The organism is Pararhodobacter aggregans, assembly GCF_003075525.1.
Taxonomy (GTDB): Bacteria; Pseudomonadota; Alphaproteobacteria; order Rhodobacterales; family Rhodobacteraceae; genus Pararhodobacter; species Pararhodobacter aggregans.
Map to the genome: position 1 here is coordinate 1 of NZ_QDDR01000024.1, position 16,411 is coordinate 16,411.

At 70.1% G+C, this 16,411-nt stretch carries 14 protein-coding genes; 3 read left to right on the top strand and 11 right to left on the bottom strand.

Annotated elements, in window-relative coordinates; genetic code table 11:
- Positions 1–116 precede the first annotated feature (116 nt).
- From scpB to DDE23_RS24610, 9 genes are all read right to left on the bottom strand, one after another.
- Positions 117–761, bottom strand: a complete 645-nt coding sequence (gene scpB / locus DDE23_RS24570) for an SMC-Scp complex subunit ScpB (RefSeq protein WP_107751722.1) — start codon at positions 759–761, stop codon at positions 117–119.
- Entirely contained in the window at positions 758–1,543 is a 786-nt protein-coding gene (locus DDE23_RS24575) for a segregation and condensation protein A (RefSeq protein ID WP_107751723.1), read from the bottom strand. Before DDE23_RS24575 ends, scpB begins: the two co-directional genes overlap by 4 nt.
- Positions 1,544–2,521 carry a glycoside hydrolase family 3 N-terminal domain-containing protein gene (locus DDE23_RS24580; protein WP_107751724.1) on the bottom strand — a complete coding sequence of 326 codons (978 nt, stop codon included), beginning with the start codon at positions 2,519–2,521 and terminating at the stop codon, positions 1,544–1,546. It lies immediately after the preceding gene.
- Between the two features lie 4 nt (positions 2,522–2,525).
- The gene (locus DDE23_RS24585) at positions 2,526–3,545 is read right to left on the bottom strand and encodes an SPOR domain-containing protein (protein ID WP_133239608.1); all 1,020 of its coding nucleotides are present in this window, start codon (positions 3,543–3,545) and stop codon (positions 2,526–2,528) included.
- Positions 3,546–3,640: 95 nt separating this feature from the next.
- Positions 3,641–5,380, bottom strand: a complete 1,740-nt coding sequence (gene argS, locus DDE23_RS24590; RefSeq protein WP_107751726.1) for an arginine--tRNA ligase — start codon at positions 5,378–5,380, stop codon at positions 3,641–3,643.
- Between the two features lie 64 nt (positions 5,381–5,444).
- Complete coding sequence (locus tag DDE23_RS24595) at positions 5,445–6,980, bottom strand: DHA2 family efflux MFS transporter permease subunit (RefSeq protein WP_107751727.1); 1,536 nt, start codon at positions 6,978–6,980, stop codon at positions 5,445–5,447.
- Positions 6,977–8,095, bottom strand: a complete 1,119-nt coding sequence (locus DDE23_RS24600) for an HlyD family secretion protein (protein ID WP_107751728.1) — start codon at positions 8,093–8,095, stop codon at positions 6,977–6,979. The genes DDE23_RS24595 and DDE23_RS24600 overlap by 4 nt, the downstream gene beginning before the upstream one ends.
- A 7-nt stretch (positions 8,096–8,102) precedes the next feature.
- Entirely contained in the window at positions 8,103–8,546 is a 444-nt protein-coding gene (locus tag DDE23_RS24605) for a MarR family winged helix-turn-helix transcriptional regulator (protein ID WP_107751729.1), read from the bottom strand.
- Between the two features lie 83 nt (positions 8,547–8,629).
- Positions 8,630–9,835 carry a deoxyguanosinetriphosphate triphosphohydrolase gene (locus tag DDE23_RS24610; RefSeq protein ID WP_107751730.1) on the bottom strand — a complete coding sequence of 402 codons (1,206 nt, stop codon included), beginning with the start codon at positions 9,833–9,835 and terminating at the stop codon, positions 8,630–8,632.
- 84 nt (positions 9,836–9,919) lie between these two features.
- Between DDE23_RS24610 and DDE23_RS24615 the strand changes: the two genes are divergently transcribed.
- Positions 9,920–10,246: a HesB/IscA family protein gene (locus DDE23_RS24615; RefSeq protein WP_107751731.1), complete on the top strand. Its 327-nt coding sequence runs from the start codon at positions 9,920–9,922 to the stop codon at positions 10,244–10,246.
- A 100-nt stretch (positions 10,247–10,346) separates the two neighbouring features.
- Here DDE23_RS24615 and DDE23_RS24620 read toward each other — a convergent pair whose 3' ends face one another.
- Both DDE23_RS24620 and DDE23_RS25260 read right to left on the bottom strand, forming a co-directional pair.
- Entirely contained in the window at positions 10,347–12,023 is a 1,677-nt protein-coding gene (locus DDE23_RS24620; RefSeq protein WP_107751732.1) for a cation:proton antiporter, read from the bottom strand.
- 1 nt (position 12,024) lies between these two features.
- Entirely contained in the window at positions 12,025–14,112 is a 2,088-nt protein-coding gene (locus DDE23_RS25260) for a divergent polysaccharide deacetylase family protein (protein WP_107751733.1), read from the bottom strand.
- A 158-nt stretch (positions 14,113–14,270) separates the two neighbouring features.
- Here DDE23_RS25260 and DDE23_RS24635 point away from each other — a divergent pair, with 158 nt between their 5' ends.
- Complete coding sequence (locus tag DDE23_RS24635; RefSeq protein ID WP_107751734.1) at positions 14,271–14,852, top strand: anthranilate synthase component II; 582 nt, start codon at positions 14,271–14,273, stop codon at positions 14,850–14,852.
- Entirely contained in the window at positions 14,849–15,865 is a 1,017-nt protein-coding gene (trpD, locus tag DDE23_RS24640) for an anthranilate phosphoribosyltransferase (protein ID WP_107751735.1), read from the top strand. Before DDE23_RS24635 ends, trpD begins: the two co-directional genes overlap by 4 nt.
- The last annotated feature ends 546 nt before the right edge of the window (positions 15,866–16,411 follow it).

The following is a 16,411-nucleotide window of genomic DNA, read 5'->3' on the forward strand; positions in this document are numbered from 1 at the left end:
TTGGCCGTCAGGCCAAGAGGGGGGCAGACGGCCCCCCTTCTTCGGCGCGGCGGCACGCCGCGCCGCTGGTCGCCCGAGGCGCCCGCGGCAGCGGGCAACGAGGGCCCCCTCCCCCCTCAATCTTCGAAAAGCTCGGTCTGGCCGGGGTCTTCTTCCTCGTCGTCGCCCGGAAGGCTCTGCGCGCCCGGCATGCCGCGGCTGTCCAGGAGCCCCGCTTCGCGCAGCTCCTTCAGCCCCGGCAGGTCGCGCGGGGTTTCCAGGCCGAAATGGTCGAGGAACCCGTCCGTCACCACGAAGGTCAGCGGCCGGCCCGGGGTCATGCGGCGGCGGCCGAAGCGGATCCATTCCAGCTCCATCAGCTGGTCGATGGTGCCGCGCGACAGGGTCACGCCGCGGATTTCCTCGATCTCGGCCCGGGTTACCGGCTGGTGATAGGCGATGATCGCCAGCGTCTCGATGGCGGCGCGGCTGAGCCTGCGGGTCTCGACCTGTTCGGTGCGCATCAGCCAGCCCAGATCCGCCGCCGTGCGCATGGCCCAGCCGTCGCCCACCCTGACCAGATGCACGCCGCGCCCGGCGTAACGGCTGCGAAGATGCACCAGCGCCTCGGCCACGTCGCAGCCTTCGGGCAGGCGCTTGGCCAGTTCCGCGCTGGTCACCGGCTCGGCCGAGGCGAAGAGCACGGCCTCGATCATCCGTTCCTGTTCCCCCATCGGCGGCACCGGGAACAGGCCGGGGCCGGGTTTGGTCTCGTCGTTCATCGGGCCTCGCCCTGCCGGTGGCGCACGCGAATGGGCGCGAAGGTTTCCGTCTGCTGGATGTCGAGGCGCCCCTGTTTGGCCAGTTCCAGCGAGGCGGCGAAGGTCGAGGCCAGGGCCGAGCGCCGCCGGGTCCCCGCCGCGCGCCAGCCCGGCGGCAGGAAGCCCGCCAGATCCGACCATTGCACCGCCTCTCCGATCATGCCGCGCAGCCGTTCCAGCGCCGTCTCCAGCGGGTAGATATCCGTGCGGTCAAAGGCATAGGGGCGGAATTCGTCCTTGGTGCGCAGCCTTGCATAGGCCTGGATCAGTTCCAGCAGCGTCGCCGTATGCTGGGTGCGTTTCTCGATGGCCTGCGTCTCGGGCGCGCCGCGGGCGAAGAAGTCGCGCCCCAGCCGGTCACGGCCCATCAGCCGCCCCGCCGCCTCGCGCATCGCTTCCAGCCGTTCCAGCTGGAAGGCGAGATGCGCGGCGAGGTCTTCGGCCGAGGGACCTTCCTCGGTCGGGTCGGGTGGCAGCAGCAGGCGCGATTTCAGGAAGGCGAGCCAGGCCGCCATGACCAGATAATCCGCCGCCAGTTCGATGCGCAGCGCCCGCGCCGCTTCGACAAAGGTCAGGTATTGCTCGGCCAGTTGCAGGACCGAGATGCGGCGCAGGTCGACCTTCTGGCGGCGCGAGAGTGTCAGCAGCAGGTCGAGCGGCCCTTCATAGCCGTCGACATCGACAATCAGCGCCTCATCCTCGAGCCGGGCGGCGATATCGCCCTGCTCTGCCCCGGCTTCCATTCACGCCCCTTCTTGACTGAGGCGTTCAAATTCGGCGGTGGCGGCCTCAATGTCAATCGGCGCGGGCGGGCGGCGGCAGGCCAGCGCCGCCTCGGCCCGTGCGGTCGCCCTCAGCGGGCCGGAGGCGGCGACCACCTCGACCATCTCGGCCCTCTCGCCCGAGCAATGCAGCACCAGATCGCAGCCCGCCCTGATCGCCCGTTCGGCCCGGCTGGCCAGCGTGCCGGGCAGCGCGTTCATGGTCAGGTCGTCGGTCATCAGGAGCCCGTCGAAGCCCAGCTCGGCCCGCAGATAGCTGAGGACCGTCGCGGACAGCGTGGCGGGGGTGTCGGGATCGAGCGCCTCGTAGACCACATGCGAGGTCATGCCCAGGGGCAGATGCGCCAGCGCCCGGACCGGCAGGAAATCGGCGGCCTTCAACTCGGCAAGGCTCAGGCGGCAGCGGGCAAGGCTGTGGTGGGTGTCGGCATTGGCCGAGCCATGCCCGGGCAGGTGCTTGATCACCGGCAGGACGCCGCCTTTCAGCAACCCCTCGGCCGCGGCCATGGCCAGCGTCGCCACGTCCAGCGGATCGGGCGACCAGATGCGGCGTTGCAGGAAAGGATGCGTCTCCGGCCCCGCCACGTCGATCACCGGGGCACAATTGCCGTCGATGCCGCAGGCCATCAGTTCTGCGGCCATCACCCGGTGGCGCAGATAGACCCCGGTCGGCCCGCCATGCGGCTGGCTGGCGTCGGGCCAGTCGCGGGCCAGCGGCGGGCGCAGGCGCTGTACGGTGCCGCCTTCCTGATCGACGAAGACGGGGGCGTGCCAGCCCACCGCCTCCCGCAGGCTGCCGGTCAGGGCGCGCAGTTGCGCGACATCCTCGACATTGCGGCGGAAGAGGATGAATCCCCAAGGATCGGCGTCGCGGAAAAAAGCGCGTTCGCCCTCGGTCAGCACCGGCCCGGAGCATCCCAGGATGGTCGCGCCGGTCATCGGCTCAGCGGATCAGCGTTGGAATGCAGTCGACATTCTCGGCCAGGAGCATGGTGCAGAAGCGCCGTGCCTCGGGTTCGTCAGAGAAGCCCGCCGCGCGCAGCCGGTAGAAGACCCGCCCGCCCGAGGTGGCCGGCTCGACGATGCGGCCGCGGCTCTCCAGGAACGAGGGGAAGCGGGCGGTGATGGTTTCCCAGGCGTTGCGGGCCGCAGCCTCGTCGTCATAGACGCCAAGCTGCACCAGCCGCGTACCGGGGGTCAGCGACGCAGGGTCGATATCGGTGACGCGGGGCGCACCCAGCCGGGTGACCAGTTCGGCCAGCAATTGCTCGGCCTGCGGATCGGCGCCGCCGGGGATCTGCGCGCCGACCTGCGCCGCCACCTGGGTCGGTGCGGGGGTCGGCGCGGGAGCGACAGGCGCGGGCGCCACGGCGATGCGGGTGCCGTCGCGCCGCCGCGGGATGGGCGAGCGGGCGATGCCGGGCGTGCTGGAGGGCAGGATCTGCAAAACGGGCGCGTCCTCGTCCAGCGACAGCCCTTCGGGCAGCACATCCCCCGGGGCGAAGGCGGTCTCGACCGCGGCGCCGATGGCGGCAGGGGGGGCGATGGCGGCCTGCTGGCTGCGCGCGGCCAGCGCGGCGGTGGCCCGGTCCTCATCCGTCAGGGGCTGGGCGCCCGGGGCGAGCGCGATGGTCTGCGCGGTCCCGGCCGCCCCGCCTTGCGCGGCGACGGTGTTGACGGCGAGGCCCTGATAGGCCGCCTGCCGACCGCCCGGATCCTCGGGCGAGACGCGGATCGGACCGGCCAGCGCGCGGATCACCGGCACGCCGGTCACGTCGCGCACCATCAGCCGGTAGGACCAGATGCCGACGCCCGCGACCAGCGCGACCGACAGCACGGCCCCGGCGAAATTGACCAGCCGCCCGACGCGCACCGCCCCCGGCATCGCGCCGGCATTGGAGGTCGGGGACGGAATCCGCCCGGAATGCGGGGGTTGATACCCCTCGTAATAGCCTTGTGCCATGCTCGCCTCACAAACCCGCCGGGTTATTCCCGGTCTTGGCCCACGTCCTTCACCAGCCCGTTTTCACGGGCAGCCCGCCGTGCGCCAGCCTGTATTCAGCGCATTTCCTCGACGGGAGTGACGCCAAGGATAGCAAGACCCGCGGAAATAACAACGCCCACGGAACGGGCAAGGGCGATTTTGGCCGCCATTGTGGCCGGATCGTCCTGCACGAACCTGAGCGAGCCCTCGTCATTGCCCTTGTTCCAATGGCCATGCAGGTCCGCGGCGAGTTCGGTGAGGAACCCGGCGACCCGGTGCGGCTCATGCGCGCGGGCGGCGATTTCCACCTGACGCGGCCAATCGGCCAGCTTGCGGATCAGCGCCAGCTCCGCCGGATGGTCCAGCTTGCTCAGATCCGCCGTGGCCAGCGCCGCGTCCGACACATCGAGCGTCGCCCCCGCCTTGCGCAGGACCGAGGCGATGCGGGCATGGGCGTATTGCACGTACCACACGGGGTTGTCGCGCGATTGCTCCTGCAACTTGTCGAAGTCGAAATCGAGCGCGGCATCGTTCTTGCGGGTCAGCATGACGAAGCGGGTGACATCGGCGCCCACCTCCTCGACCACGTCGCGCAGGGTGACGAAGGTCCCGGCGCGCTTCGACATCTTGAAGGGCTCGCCATTCTTGTAGAGCTTGACCAGCTGGATGAGCTTGATGTCCAAGGGCACGCGCCCGCCCGAGAGCGCCGCCACCGCCGCCTTCATCCGCTTGACATAGCCGCCGTGGTCAGCCCCCAGAATGTCGATCAGCTGGTCGAATCCGCGCTGCACCTTGTCGAAATGATAGGCGATATCGGGGGCGAAATAGGTCCACGAGCCGTCGGACTTCTTGACCGGCCGGTCGACGTCATCGCCATGGGCGGTGGACTTGAACAGCGTCTGTTCGCGCGGTTCCCAATCCTCGGGCGTCTTGCCCTTCGGCGGTTCCAGCACGCCTTCATAGATCAGGCCCATGCCGCGCAGCGTGTCGATGGCGGATTCGATCTTGCCGGTGCCGTAGAGCGCCTTCTCGCTGGAATAGACATCCATGCGGACGCCCAGCGCCGCCAGATCCTCGCGGATCATGGCCATCATCGCCTCGGTCGAGACCTCGCGGATCACCGGCAGCCAGTCGGATTCCGGCGCGTTGAGGAAGCGGTCGCCGAACTTCTCTTTCAGCGCCTCGCCGACCGGGATCAGGTAATCGCCGGGATAGAGCCCCTCGGCGATCTCGGGCGAGAGGCCATGCGCCTCGCGGTAGCGTTCAAAGGCCGAGCGAGCCAGAACATCGACCTGCGCCCCGCCGTCGTTGATGTAATATTCGCGCGTCACGTCCCAGCCGGCGAAGGCCAGCAGGTTGGACAGGGCATCGCCCACCACCGCGCCCCTTGTGTGGCCGACATGCATCGGGCCCGTGGGGTTGGCGCTGACGAATTCGACGTTGATCTTCTCGGCCCCGCCGATCGTGGTGCGGCCGAAATCCTTGCCGGCGGCCAGCGCGGCGCCGACGACGCCCTGCCAGGCTTGCGGCTGCAGGCGCAGGTTCAGGAAGCCGGGGCCCGCCACCTCGGCCGCGGCGACGCGGGGATCGGCGGCGAGGCGGGCGGCCAGCGCCTCGGCGATGGCGCGGGGCTGCTGGCCCGCGGGCTTGGCCAGCACCATCGCCGCATTGGTCGCCATGTCGCCGTGGGCGGCATCGCGGGGCGGCTCCACGGTCACGGCGGCGGTTTCCAGCCCTTGCGGCAGCGCGCCCTCGGCGGCCATGGCGCCCAGGCAATCAATCACCAGCGCCCGAATGTCGTTGAACAGGTTCATCGCGTCGTCCTTTGCTGGCCCCTGCCCTACCACGGCAAACGAAAACGTCAACCGAGCGCGCGGTTCAATGGTCGCCCGCGGGCATCGTCGGCCCCTTCGGCGCGCCGGTGTTGGTGCGCAGGAGGAAGACGATGGGCAGCGCCATGGCGGTGAAGATCAGCATCAGGTGGAAATTGTCGATATAGGCGATCATCGCCGCCTGCTGCGTCACCAGCCCGTCGATCTGCGCCGCCAGCGCCTGGTTATGGGCCAGAAGCCCCGGCACCAGATCCCGGACCGCGGGCGCATCGGCGGTCAGGCGGCTTGCGATCTCCTCGTGGTTCGTGGCGACCATGCGGGCCAGAACCGAGGTGACGATGGAGATGCCGACGCCCGAGCCGACGTTCCTGACCAGCGCGAACATCGAGGTGCCGTCGCCCCGGTATTTGGTGGCGAGCGTGGCGAAGGTCAGGGTCGAGAAGGGCACGAAGACGAAGCCGAGGCCAAAGCCCTGCAACAGGCCCGACCAGATGATCGGCCCGCGGTCCATCTGCGTGTCAAAGCCGGTCATCATCCAGAAGGCCAGCATGGTCAGCGCCAGACCGAAGAGGACCAGCGCCCGGGCATCGACCTTGCCCATCAGGCGGCCGACCACGATCATCGAGATCATCGTGCCCACCCCGCGCGGCGCCATGACGATGCCGGTGGTGATGACCGGGTAGCCCAGCAGCGATTGCAACAGGGGCGGCAGCAGCGCGAGGCCCGAGAACAGAGTCAGGCCGATAACGAAGATGAACAGCATCCCCATCGCGAAGTTGCGGTCCCTGAACATGCGGAAGTCGATGAACGGGTCTTCCGCCGTCAGGCAATGCACGCCGAAGACCCAGAGCCCGCTGATCGCGAGGCCGGTGTAGATCCAGATCTCGGCCGACTGGAACCAGCCGACCGCCTGCCCCCGGTCGAGCATCAGTTGCAGCGCGCCGACTGCCAGCGCCAGCATGGCGAAGCCGAAGAAGTCGAAGCGGCGGGTTTTCGTCGGTGTCTTCGGCATGAAGGCCGCGACGCCGAACAAGGCCAAGATCCCGATGGGCAGGTTGACCAGGAAGACGTAACGCCAGCCGAAATCCTCGGTCAGCCAGCCGCCCAGCGTCGGGCCGACGATCGGCCCCAGCATGATCCCCGCGCCATAGACGGCCATGGCCTGACCCATCCGCTCCCTCGGGTTGATGTCGAGGATGGTGGATTGGGCCAGCGGGCTCAGCACCGCGCCGAAGACGCCCTGCATGACGCGGAAGAGCACCATCTCCTCCAGCCCGGTGGCGATGCCGCACAGCAGCGAGAAGAAGGTGAACCCGGCGATGGCGAGGATGAACAGCATCCGCGCGCCCAGCCGGTCCACCAGCCAGCCGGTCATCGGCGTGGCGATGGCCGAGGCCACGATATAGGACGTCAGGACCCAGGTGATCTCTTCCTGGCTGGCGCCGAGGCTGGCGGTCATATGCGGCAGGGCGACGTTGGCGATGGTGGTGTCCAGCACCTGCATGATCGTCGCCAGCATGATCGAGGCCGTCAGCCAGCCGCGATGGCTGACCTCCAGCGTCGGGCGCGACAGCGTGGTCATGGCAGCCAGCGTTGCCAATGGCCGAGGTCGAGCCGGTCAAGCCGGCTGGTGCCGGTATCGACCGCGACGCTGGCGCTGAGCCCGCCGCGCAGGGATTGCTCGGGCGCCCCCTCGAGCCGGATCCGGACGGGCACGCGCTGGACGACCTTGACCCAGTTGCCGGTCGCGTTCTGCGCCGGGATCAGCGAGAATTGCGAGCCGGTGGCGGCGCCGATACTGTCCACCACGCCGTGCAGTTCCGCGCCGGAATAGGCGTCGATCTCGACCGTGACGGGCTGGCCCGGGACCAGCGCACCAAGCTGGGTTTCCTTGAAATTCGCCTCGATCCACGAGGCATCGGATTCCACCAGGCTCGCCACCATCGTGCCGGTCGCCACGTATTGCCCCACGTTCAGGCTGCCGGTCTGGCTGACGATGCCGCTGGCGGGGGCGGTGATGAGTGTATGGTCCAGCGCCCGCTGCGCCGCCTCGCGCGCCGAGAGCGCGGCGCGGACCGAGGGCAGCGAATCCGTCTCGCGCGCAGGATCACCCCCCAGCGCCGCCGCCGCCTGCGTCACCGCCAGCGCCGCCAGCCGCACATCGTTCTCGGCCGCCTGCACGGTGATCGAGGCCGAATCCAGCGCTGCATGGGTGATGACCCCCCGGTCGGACAGCTCGGTCTGGCGCTGGTAATCCCGCTCGCGCAGGTCCAGCACCTGCCGCGCCGCGTCGAGCCGCCCCTCGGCCGTGACCCAGGCCGAACGCTGCTGCTCGGCCGCCAGCCGCGCCGAGGCCAGCGCCGCCTCGGCCTGATCCAGCGCGATGCGGTAGGGTTCGTCATCCAGCCGGAACAGGACCGCGCCCGCCTCGACATGCTGGTTCTCCTGCACCGCCACCTCGGTGATGCGGCCCGCGACATCGGCGCTGACCGGCAGGATCGCCTGGCGGACATAGGCGTTGTCGGTGCTCTCATAGCGCCCGCCGGTCAGCCAGACGAAGCCCCCCGCCACGGCCAGCGCCAACGGCACGGTCAGCATCAGCACCCGGCGGCGGCGCTTGGGTTTGGCTTTGGGCGCGGGCGGGGCGGCCTGGCTGGTCGTCGGATCGAAGGCGGTGGCGGTGTCCTTGGGGCTCATGGCGGTCTCAGTCATGGGTGGCGGCGAGCGAGTCGAGATTGATGACCACGCGGCCCAACAGGGCCTCCAGCGTGGCGCGGTCGGAGTCGGAAAATCCGGCGAAGATGCGGCCCGACAGGTCCTGGGCGATGGCGCGCATTTCCTCGACGATCGGATGGGCGGCGGGCGCCAGGCGCACCAGCTTGGCGCGACTGTCGGCGGGATCGACCTCGCGCAGGACGTAACCCAGCGATTCCAGCCGGTTGACGATATCCGACATGGTCATCGGGCTGGCCTCGATCCGCTGGGCGATGGCCGATTGCGTCAACGGCCCCCCCCGCGCCAGCAGGCCCAGCGTGCGCCATTGCAGCAGCGTCAGCTTGTGGTCACGCGCAGCGCGGGCGAATTCCGCCCGCATCATGCGCGCGGCATCGTTGAACAGGACCAGCAGGGATTTCGCGTCTTGGGGCATCGGGCCGCCTTTCTACGGACCCATATAATATGGGTTCGTAGTATCGGCAAGGGACGATGCCGCGCCGCAGAACCGACGGTTTTTCAGCCCGAGACGATGTAGCGGGTAAAGCGCGCGGGATCGGTGCCCAAGAGCCGCGCATGTTCCTGCAAGGCGAAACGGTCGGTCATGCCCGCCACGTAATCGGCGACCACGCGGGCCAGCGCCGCCTCGTCCCCGGTGTGGCGGGCGTCGCCGCGCCATTCCTCGGGCAGCAGCGCCGGGTCGTTCATGAACAGCGCGAAAAGGTCGCGCACCACTTCCGTCACCTCGGCCCGCATGGCGACCACCCGCTCGGCCCGGTACATGCGGGTGAAGAGGAACTGGCGGATCACCTTCAGCTCGCGGAAGAGGCGGTCGGAAAAGCGGATGATCCGTGTGCCGAGGAAGCGCACCGCATCGGCATTCTCGGGCTCGGCGGCCTGCAGCCGGGTGCGGGCGACCGCGATCACATCCTCGACCATCACGCCGAAGACGCGGCGCAAAGCCTCGTGCCGCCGCCGCATCTTGTCGAGACCGGGATAGATCTGGTCGACCTCGGCAAAGGCCGGGCCGGTGATCGGCAGTTCCATCAGATCCTCTTCGGTGAAGAGGCCCGAGCGCAGCCCGTCGTGCAGGTCGTGGTGGTTATAGGCGACGTCATCGGCGATGGCCGCGACCTGCGCCTCGGCGCTGGCATAGGTATGCAGCCAGAGGTCCTGCTGGGCGTTGTATTCGACCAGCGCGGCGGGCAGCGGCCCCTTGAGCGGCACGCCATCGGCGCCGACCAGCGGGCCGTTGTGCTTGGCGATGCCCTCCAGCGTCTCCCAGGTCAGGTTCAGCCCGTCGAAATCGGCGTAGTGCTTTTCCAGCATGGTGACGATGCGCAGGGCCTGGGCGTTGTGGTCGAAGCCGCCATAGGGCTCCATCAACGCCGCCATCGCGTCCTCACCCGTATGGCCGAAGGGGGTGTGGCCCAGGTCATGGGCCAGCGCGATGGCCTCGGCCAGATCGGTGTTCAGCCCCAGCGCGGCGGACAGCGTGCGCGCCACCTGCGCCACCTCGATGGAATGGGTGAGCCGGGTGCGGTAATAATCGCCCTCGTGCTCGATGAAGACCTGGGTCTTGTGCTTCAGCCGCCGGAAGGCCGAGGAATGGATGATCCGGTCCCGGTCGCGCTGAAAGGGCGAGCGGAAGGTCGAGATGCGCTCAGGATGCAGCCGCCCGCGCGATTGCAGGGGGTCGGCGGCGAAGGGGGCCGGTTGGGTCATGCTGTCCGTTCTGCCATGGCGCTTGTCGTGCGCCCTTGGCCTTCTTATATCTGCCATAGCCTTGCAGGAAAACGCCGTTTCGCCATGAATCTGCCCCCCCGTGTCACCGACCGCGCCTTCGACCGCCTCGCCGAGATCGCCGAGAATGCCGGGACCCCGCAGGTCCTGCGCGTCGCCGTCTCGGGCGGGGGCTGTTCGGGCTTCCAGTATGAAATCACGCTCGACGCGCCCGAGGACGAGGATCTGGTCCTCGCCAGCAAGGGCCAGCAGGTGGTGATCGACCCGGTGTCGCTGCCGTTCCTGTCCAATGCGGTGATCGATTTCACCGAGGAACTGATCGGCGCCCGCTTCGTGATCGAAAACCCCAACGCGGCGTCCAGCTGCGGCTGCGGCATCAGCTTCTCGATGTAAGCAGGTCAGGCGTTAACCCTTTCTGAACGCCGCCTTCTTTGCGCTCAAAATATCCTCCGGGGGGCCGGGGGTGGAAAACCCCCGGGTCTTGCCACCAGCGCTAGGCACAGGCCTCGGCGATCTTCTCCACCGCCCGCTCCGCCGCATCCTCGAAGGGCGACAGCACCAGCGTCGCGCCGAGGTCGCGATAGGCATCGGCCTCGGCGCCCCGGGTCACGGTGACCGCGACCTCGCCCCGGTAGCCCGCGGCCTTCAGCGCATGCAGCAGGGCGGGCTGGGTGTCGGCCTCGCTCAGCACATTCCCCCGCCCGCGCGGCATGGCCGAGATGACGGCCCGGACCCTCGCCAGCGGCAGATGGGCCACGAATTCCGGGTCCGTCGCATCGCCGAATTGCGCCGTCATCCCCTGCGCGCGCCAGGCTTTCAGCGCCTCGGGGTCGAAATCGACGCCCAGCACCTCGAGCCCGCGCTCCTTCAGCCCCTGCCCGATCCGGCAGCCGAAGCGGCCGAGGCCCAGGATCACCACATCCGGCCCCTCGCCCTCGGCCGGGGCGCTGTCAGCGTTCTCGCGGTAGGGGGCGGAGCGTTCGAAGACGCCGAGAAAGGGCTCACAGAGCACATAGAGCTTGTGCGACCAGGTTATCATGTAGACCGACAGCGCGATGGTCACGAGGCCGACCAGCGTGACCAGCCCCATCGCCCCCTCGTCCACATGGCCCAGCGCGATCCCCATCGCCATGAAGATCAACGAGAATTCCGAGATCTGCGCCACGGTCAGCCCGGCCAGGAAGCCGGTGCGCTTGCGGTAGCCCATGAAGCCCAGGATCGCCAGCACGATCAGCGGGTTGCCGACCAGCACGAAGACCGAGAGCACGGCGGCGGGGGCCACCTGCGCGCCCAGCGTCGACAGGTCCAGCCCGGCGCCGAGGCCGATGAAGAAGAAAAGCAGCAGGAAATCCCTGAGCGGTGCCAGCCGCGCACCGATCGCATCACGAATGGGCGTCGAGGCGAGCGAGACCCCGGCCATCAGCCCGCCCAGCTCCTGCCCCAGCCCGATGACATCCGCCAGCGCCGCCAGCCCCGCCGCCCAGCCGACGGCGAAGATGACCAGCAGCTCCTGCGATCGGGCGATCAGCGCCATCAGCGGGTTGGCGATCCAGCGCACGAAGACCCAGACGAAGGCCATCAGCGCCAGCGCGCCCCCGGCCAGCAGCAGGATCTCCTGCAGGCCCGTCTCGCCCTCGCCGCCGCCGAACCCCAGGGCCGAGACGACGACCATGGCGAGGATCACGAAAATGTCCTGCACGATCAGGAAGCCCAGCGCGATCTGGCCGTGCAGGGAGTCGATCTCGTGTTTGTCGGACAGCAGTTTGACGATGATGATGGTCGAGGAAAAGGTCAGCGCCACGGCGATATAGACCGAGGACAGCGGGTCGATCCCCATCACCAGGCACAGAAGGAAGCCCACGATAGCGGTGAACCCCACCTGCCCCAGCCCGGTCGCCACCGCCACCGCGCCGAGGTTCCTGACCAGTTTCACGTCGAGTTTGAGCCCCACCAGAAACAGCAGCACCGCGACGGCGATCTGGCCCAGCACGGCGATCATCTCGGTCGATTGCACGATGCCCAGCGCGCCGGGCCCTGCCAGGATCCCGGCGGCGATGAACGAGACGACCAGCGGCTGGCGCAGCAGCAGCCCGGCAAGGCCCAGCGCCGCGGCCAGCATGACCAGCGCCGAGACCTCGAAGAAGATGAAGGAGAGGCCGGAATCGTGCATCTCAGTTCCTGTTCAGCACGGCCGAAACCGGCGCGAGGCCGACCCCGGCACGCCCCGCCCCCTCGGCGAAATCGGTCAGTTCGCGCATCGTGTCGCGGTCCGAGGCGGCGGCGGCGATCACCACCGCGGGCTGGCGCAGGGCCTCGAAAGCGGCGCGGTCGATCAGGCGGCGGATGGTGAATTCGCTCTGGTCGTCGCTCTCGATCACCCGGTAGACCGAGGCCGCCCTGAGCCCCGCCCCGCGCGAGGCCTGCAGGAAGGCATCGAGCCCGTCCCGCAGCGCGATGGCGCCATAGCCCCCGGTCGCCAGCGTGGCGACGACATTGCGGGCCAGCGTCGGATTGGCGCCAAGCCCGTTCACCGGCACGTCGATCACCGCCATCGCCTCGGGGAAGGCGCGGTGCCAGCCGTCGATCAGCGTCTCCAGATCCGCAGGCGTGGCCAGCTGCGGCACCCGCATCGCCTGCAGCGCGATCTCATGCCCGACGGCACGGTAGGCGGCGGCGCGACGCGGCGCCTCGGGGTCATAGGGGTCGAGCGCCACGGTGACCGGCACCGGCAGGGCCAGGATCGCCGTCTCGGCCGCCGGTTCGTCGATCAGCACCACGCCCAGCGGCACCTGATCGGCACCGAGCGCGGGCTGGGCGGCGAAACGTTCGACGGCCGGGCGGGAATCGGGCGCGGCGGGTGTGGCTGCGGCCGGAGCCTCGGCGGCGGTATCGCCGAGGGTCGGCAGGCGGCCCGCCATCTGCACCCCGCCGCGGCGAACCGTGGAATCATCGCCCAGCGTGCCGCGGCCGACGGTCACCCCCGCCACCTGTCCGGGCAGGGTCGAGACCGGGGGCCGCTCAGGCGCCGCGCCGGGCAGAAGCGGCTCGCCCCGGGGCAACGCGGGGGCGATGACCGGCGCGGGCAGGCCCGGGGCGGCGGGCTCCTGCGGGGCCGGGGGTTCGGGCACCGCCGGGACGCGGGCCAGGGTGTCATCCGGCGCAACGGGGGGCAGGCGCCGGCTGGGCGTTGGCTGGGCCCCGTCTTCGGGCGCTGCCGCGGTTGCCTCGGCCTCGGGCGCAGCCACGGAGGCGTCGGCGTCGGGTTCGGGCTCAACCGCCCCGGCGTCGGGTTCGTTCAGAAGCGGCTCGCCCGCGGGCAGCGCGGTGGCGGTGACCGGCGCGACCGGGACGATCCGAGGCAGCGCGGCGCTGTCGCTCAGGCCATCGGCGGGCGGCGCGGCGGGCAACCCGGCCTCGGCGGCGGGCAATTGCGGCGCGGCCATCGCCGGAGCGGAGCCGCCGTCCGGCCCCGGCAGCACCGGGGCGTCCGGCGCGGCGGGCGTCGTGACCGGGGCCAGTGCGGCCAGGGCGGCATTCGGATCGCTCGGCGTGTCGGCGGGCGGCGCGGGCGAGGCGCTGGGGGAAACCGTCATCCCGGTGGGCGCCGCCAGCATGGCCGCGGAGGCGCCGTCCGGCCCCGGCATCGCCGGGGCATCCGGCGCGGCGGGCGTCGTGACCGGGGCCAGTGCGGCCAAAGCGGCATTCGGATCGCTCGGCGTGTCGGCGGGCGGCGCGGGCGAGGCGCTGGGGGAAACCGTCATCCCGGTGGGCGCCGCCAGCGTGGCCGCGGAGCCGCCGTCCAGCCCTGGCAGCACCGGGGCATTCGGCGCGGCGGGCGTCGTGACCGGCGTCACGGCTGAAAGGGTCGCCTGCGCCTCGGTCGGCGCGTCAAGGGGCAGCGCGGGGGGCGGGCTGGCCTCGGTCGGCATCGCGGTCAGGGCCTGAATGCGGTCCGGCGCCTCGCTGCCGGTCGCGGCGGGCATCGCCGGGGCCGAGGGCGGCGCGGCCACGGCCTCTTCCTGCGCGGCCACGGCCTCTTCCTGCGCGGCCACGGCCTCTTCCTGCGCGGGCGCGGGCTGGGGCACCGGGGGCGCGGGCGCGGGGTCAGCGGCCTCGGGCGCGGCGCCGATCAACTCGACCGGCTCCTCCCCGGCGCTCGGCGCGGGGCCCGGATCGACCGGCACCGCCACCGACAGCACCACGAACCCCAGCGCGAAACTGGCCAGCCCCACCCCGATCCCCTTGACGAACCCGCCCATCTGCCCCTCGTCGTTACGCGTTTTTTACGGTTATACCGCGTCCGCCAGACGGTTGCACCCCCGGGCAAGCCCCGCCGGGCTTGACCCCGGCCGAGACGCGCGTGCATGAAGAGGGCCCCTGCCCCGGCCCCGCGGCCGACCCAATCGGATGCCCTGCCATGCTGCTCCTGATCGATAATTACGACAGCTTCACCTACAACCTCGTGCATTATTTCGGCGAGCTCGGCGCCGAGGTCGTGGTCCGGCGCAACGATGCCCTCGACGTGCAGCAGGCCATGGCGATGAACCCCTCGGCCATCGTGCTCAGCCCCGGGCCCTGCGACCCGGATGCGGCGGGGATCTGCCTGCCGCTGGTCGCCGCCGCGGCCGAGACGAAGACGCCGCTGCTGGGCGTGTGTCTGGGCCATCAGACCATCGGCCAGGCTTTCGGCGGGCGCGTGGTGCGGGCGGGCGAGATCGTGCACGGCAAGATGGGCGAGATCCGGCACGCGGGCAGCGGGGTTTTCGCCGGTCTGCCCTCGCCCCTCAAGGCCACGCGCTATCATTCGCTGATCGTCGAGCGCGAAACTCTGCCTGATTGCCTGGAGGTCACCGCCTGGCTGGAGGGGGGGATGATCATGGGCCTCAAGCATCGCAACCTGCCGATCGAGGGCGTGCAGTTCCACCCCGAAAGCATCGCCTCGGAACACGGCCACGCCATGCTGAAGAATTTCCTCGACCGCGCGCAGGTGGCGGCATGAGCAGCTTCAAGGCGCTGATCGCCCAGGCCGTCGAACGCCCGCTGACCCGGGCCGAGGCCGAAGAGGCCTTCTCGATCCTCTTCGCCGGCGATGCGACGCCCGCGCAGATGGGCGGCTTCCTGATGACGCTCAGGACGCGGGGCGAGACGGTCGACGAATACGCCGCCGCCGCCGCGGTGATGCGCGCGCGCTGCGTCAGGGTGGCGGCCCCCGCGGGGGCGATGGACATCGTCGGCACCGGCGGCGACGGCAAGGGCACGCTGAACATCTCGACCGCGACGGCCTTCGTCGTGGCGGGCGCGGGCGTGCCGGTGGCCAAGCACGGCAACCGCAACCTGTCGTCGAAATCAGGCGCGGCGGATGCGCTGGGGGCGCTGGGGATCAACGTCATGGTCGGCGCGGCCGAGGTCGAGCGGGCGCTGGCCGAGGTCGGCCTCGGCTTCATGATGGCGCCGATGCACCATCCGGCGATGCGGCACGTGGGGCCGGTGCGGGCGGAACTCGGCACGCGGACCATCTTCAACATCCTCGGGCCCTTGACCAATCCGGCCGGGGTGACGCGGCAGCTGACCGGCGCGTTCTCGCCCGATCTGGTGCGGCCGATGGCCGAGGTGCTGCGGACCCTGGGGTCGGAGAAGGCCTGGCTGGTGCATGGCGGCGACGGGACCGACGAGCTGTCGATCGCCGCGCCCTCGCTGGTCGTGGCGCTGGAGGGCGGCGCGCTGCATGAGTTCACCGTGCATCCCGAGGATGCGGGCCTGCCGGTCCATCCCTTCGAGGACCTCTTGGGCGGCGATCCGGCCGAGAATGCGGCAGCGCTGAAAGCGGTGCTGAAGGGCGGCGGCCGGGCGGCCTATCGCGATGCGGTGCTGTTGAATTCGGCGGCGGCGCTGATGGTCGCCGACCGGGCGCCGGACCTGAAAACCGGCGCCGCCATGGCCCGCGAATCGATCGAGTCAGGTGCCGCGGCGGGCAAGGTCTCGGCACTGGCCAAGCTGGTGCCGATGGGCTGACGGGTTGTACTTTTCTGACATTTTTTTGCCGCGCTACGCCGTGAGGACCGGGGAGGAATGTAAGAAAACCAACATTCGGCTATTCTGGTCTAATGTCAGGCTTTTGGGCCTCTCATAGAACCCGGCCCCCGGCTGTCCCCGGGGGCCTTCGCGTCTGGAAACGATCCACTGGATCGTTTCCGCCCCGGCGCATGCGCCGGGGCCGCACTTTAAACGAAGGGCCCGGCCCTCGGCTCGCGCCTCGGGCGTTCGCGGCTGGAAACGATCCACTGGATCGTTTCCCCCGGCGCAAGCGCCGGGCGCCGCACCTTAAGAAAAGGGCCCGGCCCTCGGCTTGCGCCTCGGGCGTTCGCGGCTGGAAACGATCCACTGGATCGTTTCCCCCGGCGCAAGCGCCGGGCGCCGCACCTTAAAGGAACGGCCCGGCCCTCGGCTTGCGCCTCGGGCGTTCGCGGCTGGAAACGATCCACTGGATCGTTTCCCCCGGCGCAAGCGCCGGGCGCCGCTCACCCCATCATCTTCCCGGTCTCGCCCTGGGAATCGTAG